Genomic DNA, 1,916 nt, shown 5'->3' with positions numbered 1-1,916 from the left:
GCTCCAGCACACATTCCATGCGCCGCATCATCCTGCCGTTCACCCTGCTGCGCCGCATGGAATGTGTGCTGGAGCCGACCAGGGAAGCGGTGATCCGTGAGTCCTATGCGCAGGAAGGCCGGCCTGACCTGGTGCGTGAGCGCCTGTTGCTGCGCGCTGCCGGGCAGCAGTTCTTCAATGCCTCCAAGCTGACCCTGGGCACGCTGTCCGACACCCAGACCGCAGCCGACCTGATGAGCTACGTGCAGTCCTTCAGCAAGGACGCCCGCGAGATCTTCGAGCACTTCCACTTTGAAGACTTCGTGCAGCAGCTCGCCGCCGCCAACCTGCTGTATCAGGTGGTGCAGCGCTTTGCCGCCACCGACCTGAGCCCCGAGCGCATCAGCAACTTCGGCATGGGCATCATCTTCGAAGAGCTGATCCGCAAGTTCGCGGAAAGCTCCAACGAAACCGCCGGGGAGCACTTCACCCCGCGCGATATCGTGCACCTGACCACCTCGCTGGTGATCACCGGGCAGGACGACAAGCTCAAGCCCAACAGCATCGTCACCATCTACGACCCGACTGCCGGCACCGGTGGCTTTCTCTCCGAGGGCGACGAGTACATCCAGTCCATCAGCCAGCAGGTCACCGTGTCGCTGCATGGCCAGGAGCTCAATCCCGAGTCCTATGCCATCTGCAAGGCGGACATGCTGATCAAGGGCCAGGACGTCACCAGCATCAAGCTGGGCAACACCCTGTCCGACGACCAACTGGCCGACAGCCGCTTCGACTTCATGCTCAGCAACCCGCCGTTCGGTGTGGAGTGGAAGAAGGTACAGAAGCAGATCACCGACGAGCACAGCGAAAAGGGCTTCAACGGCCGCTTCGGCCCCGGCCTGCCGCGCGTGTCCGATGGCTCGCTGCTGTTCCTCCTGCACCTGGTCAGCAAGATGCGTGACCCGCGTGAAGGCGGCTCGCGCATCGGCATCATCCTCAACGGCTCGCCGCTGTTTACCGGTGGCGCCGGTTCGGGCGAGTCGGAGATTCGCCGCTACCTGCTGCAGAACGATCTGGTCGAAGCCATCATCGCCCTGCCCACCGACATGTTCTACAACACCGGCATCGCCACCTATGTGTGGGTGCTGAGCAATCACAAAGCCGCCGCCCGCCAGGGCAAGGTGCAGTTGATTGATGGCAGCCAGCACTTTGCCAAGATGCGCAAGTCGCTGGGCAGCAAGCGCCAGTACCTCACCGAAGACCAAATCGATGAACTGGTGCGCCTGTATGGCCGCTTCGAGGAAACCCCACAGAGCAAGATCTTCCCTGTCGAAGCCTTCGGCTACCGGCGCATCACTGTCGAGCGTCCGCTGCGCCTGAACTTCCAGACCAGCCCCGAACGCATTGAAAAGGTGCTGGAAGAAAAAGCCATCGAGAAGATGGAAGCCCCGGCCCGCCAGCGCCTGATTGAAGCCCTGCAATCCATGGACGCCAGCGTGCTGCACCGCAACCGCGAGCAGTTCAGCAAGCTGCTGAAGAAGGCGCTCAACGCTCACGACGTATCCCCCAGCACGCCGGAGCTGAAGGCCATCCTCAACGCCCTGAGTGAGCGTGACCCGGAAGCGGATATCTGCCTGGTCAGAGGCCAGCCGGAAGCCGATGCCGGGCTGCGCGACAACGAGAACGTGCCGCTGGGCGAGTCGGTGTATGACTACTTCGAGCGCGAAGTGAAACCCCATGTGCCGGATGCCTGGATCGACGAGAGCAAGACGGATGCGCAGGACGGCGAAGTCGGTGTGGTCGGCTTCGAGATCCCCTTTAACCGCCACTTCTACGTGTTCCAGCCACCGCGTCCGCTGGCCGAGATCGACCGCGACCTGAAAGCCTGCACTGACCGCATAAAGCTGATGATCGAGGGGCTGTCAGCATGACAAATT

General features: G+C 62.1%; 1 protein-coding gene. It reads left to right on the top strand.

The window, feature by feature from the left end; genetic code table 11:
• On the top strand, positions 1-1,910 hold a 1,910-nt coding region (locus tag A9513_RS22925; protein WP_176707274.1), incomplete at its 5' end, for a class I SAM-dependent DNA methyltransferase.
• Positions 1,911-1,916: the final 6 nt, after the last annotated feature.

The sequence above is a fragment of the Pseudomonas sp. AU12215 genome (assembly GCF_001675465.2).
Lineage (GTDB): Bacteria > Pseudomonadota > Gammaproteobacteria > Pseudomonadales > Pseudomonadaceae > Pseudomonas > Pseudomonas nitroreducens.
Note: the sequence above shows the minus strand (reverse complement) of the source record. Positions and strands in the feature narration are given on the sequence as shown.